The organism is Longimicrobium sp. (assembly GCF_036554565.1).
In the GTDB taxonomy this organism is placed as follows: Bacteria; Gemmatimonadota; Gemmatimonadetes; order Longimicrobiales; family Longimicrobiaceae; genus Longimicrobium.
In genome coordinates, this window is record NZ_DATBNB010000477.1 from 1 (window position 1) to 2,404 (window position 2,404).

General features: G+C 66.8%; 3 protein-coding genes. 2 read left to right on the plus strand and 1 reads right to left on the minus strand.

The window, feature by feature from the left end; all coding sequences use genetic code 11:
* Together VIB55_RS13060 and VIB55_RS13065 are read left to right on the plus strand one after the other, a co-directional pair.
* Positions 1 to 543 (plus strand): AAA family ATPase (locus VIB55_RS13060; protein WP_331877091.1); only part of this gene is annotated, 543 nt, incomplete at its 5' end.
* Positions 540 to 1,583 carry a 5-methylcytosine restriction system specificity protein McrC gene (locus tag VIB55_RS13065; RefSeq protein ID WP_331877092.1) on the plus strand — a complete coding sequence of 348 codons (1,044 nt, stop codon included), beginning with the start codon at positions 540 to 542 and terminating at the stop codon, positions 1,581 to 1,583. The genes VIB55_RS13060 and VIB55_RS13065, both read left to right, overlap by 4 nt.
* Before the next feature lie 10 nt (positions 1,584 to 1,593).
* Here the strand turns inward: VIB55_RS13065 and VIB55_RS13070 are convergent.
* The coding region (locus tag VIB55_RS13070; protein WP_331877093.1) for a HAMP domain-containing sensor histidine kinase at positions 1,594 to 2,404 on the minus strand (811 nt) is incomplete at its 5' end.

A 2,404-nucleotide genomic window follows, 5' to 3' on the forward strand; every position in this document is an offset into this window, starting at 1 on the left:
GTCTTCATCATCGACGAGATCAACCGCGGCAACCTCAGCAAGATCTTCGGTGAGCTGATGATGCTCATCGAAGCCGACAAGCGGAGCCCCCGGTACGCCGTGCCCCTGACGTACTCGCCCGAGGATACGTTCTATGTCCCCCAGAACGTGTACCTGCTGGGGATGATGAACACGGCGGACCGCTCGCTGGCAATGGTGGACTACGCCCTGCGGCGGCGCTTCAGCTTCATCCGCCTGCTGCCGGCGTTCGGCAACGAGGGGTTCGCCAACTATCTTATCGAGGCCGGAGCCACCGAAGACCTCGTGCGGCGAATCGTGGAGAGGATGGACGAGCTGAACCACGCCATCGCCGCCGACACCCGCAACCTCGGACCAGGATACCAGATCGGCCACAGTTTCTTCGTTCCCGAAGAAGGAGCGGGCGAACTGGATGACGCGTGGTACGTCCGCGTGGTCCGGCAGGAGATCGAGCCGCTGCTGCGCGAGTACTGGTTCGGGCGCGAGGAGCAGGCCCGGGAGCACGTGGAGCGGCTGCTCTCGTGAGGGAGACCAAGCAGAAGGTCCCCATCCAGAACGTTTATCGCCTCCTGCTGTACGCCTGGAATTTGGTCGGCGAGCGGGAGGCGGTAAACGTGGATGCGGAGGGCTACGCCGAACTCCACGATCTCTTCGCGCACGTGCTGGCGCAAGCTGTGGGAACGCTGCTGACGCGCGGGCTGGATCGCGGATACGTGCCCCGCGACGACTCCGTCCAGGGCATCCGCGGCAAGCTGGATTTCGGCGCGACCATCAAGCACGCCGAACTGGCCAACGCTCGGACGCGGTGCCGCTTTGACGACCTGGAATACGACGTTCTCCACAACCGGATCATCAAGGCGACGCTCCGGCGGTTGCAGCAGATCAAAAATCTGCACCCGAAGAACCGCTCCAGCGTACGCAAGCTGGAACGGAAGATGGACGCCGTGCGGGATGTATCGATCACCGCGCACGACTTCCGTCTGGTTCAGCTGCACGGAAACAACCGCTTGTACGAGTTCGCGATCGGCATTTGCTGGCTGATCCACGAAAACCTGATGATCGAACCGCGTTCAGGTAGCCTGCGGTTTCGTGAGTACGCGGCGACGCCGCAAGGGATGGGCAGCCTGTTCCAGAGCTTCGTTCGCAACTTCTACCGGCTGGAACAGCGGCGATTCACGTCCCGGGGAGCAAAAGTGGACTGGCACGCGGCGACGGGGACACCCACGGAGATCCGCCGGCTGCCGGAGATGGTGTGCGACATCGTGCTCGAAGCGGCAGACCGGTGCATCGTGCTCGACACCAAGTTCTACGCCGAAGCGCTCGTCGGGCGGGGAAAGGAGAAGAAGGTCAGCTCCGAGCACCTGTACCAGATCCTGGCTTACGTGCAGAACCGTTCGGCCAGCCACAGCACGCCACATGAGGGGATGCTGCTGTATCCCGTCGTGCACGAGCAATTCGGATTCGACTACCGCCTGCTGGGCTATCGGGTGCAGGTTCGTTCGGTCGATCTCGCGCAGCCCTGGCCCGAGATCCGCCGGAGTCTGCTCGGGCTGCTGGACGCGTAGATTCGGCGAATCACGCCACCGGCAGGGTGAACCAGAAGGTGGCGCCCTGGCCCGGCACGGTGTCGACGCCCACCTGGCCGCCGTGCGCCTCCACAATGCCGCGGACGATGGGCAGGCCCAGCCCCGCACCGGCGCGGCGGGCGGGGCCGTCCGCCTGCCAGAAGCTTTCCCATAGCCGCTCCAAGTGCTCGGGCGCGATGCCCGGCCCCGTGTCGCGCACCCAGAACCTCACCTCGCGCGGCCCGGGATCCGCCCCCAGCGTCACCCTACCGCCAGCGGGCGTAAACTTCAGCGCGTTGCCCACCAGGTTGCTGAACACCTGCATCACCCGGTCGAAGTCGGCCGCCACGTCGGGGCACTCCGCCACAGGCACCTGCTCCAGCGCCGTTCCCCGCTCGCGCGCCAGCGGCATCATCATCGCCGCCGCCTGGTCCAGCAGCCCGCATGCGGAAAGGGGAGCGGCCTCCACCCGCAGCTGCCCGGCCTCGATGCGCGCCACGTCCAGCAGGTCGCGGATCATCCGCTCCATGGCCTCGGCGCCGCGCACCACCTGTTCCGCCGACTCGCGCGCGTCGGCGGGGAGGCCAGGGTCGGCCAGCAGGAAATCGGCGTGCAGGAGGATGGCGGCCAGCGGGTTGCGCAGGTCGTGCGACACCACGCCCAGCACCGAGTCGCGCGCCCGCACCGCCTCCTGCGCCTCGGCGTACAGGCGGGCGTTGTCGATGGCCAGCGCCGCGCGGCGCGCCATCTCCTGCGCCACGGTCAGGTCCTCTGGCCCGTAGCGGCGGCCGGAGTGGTCGTACGCCAGGGTGATGGCGCCC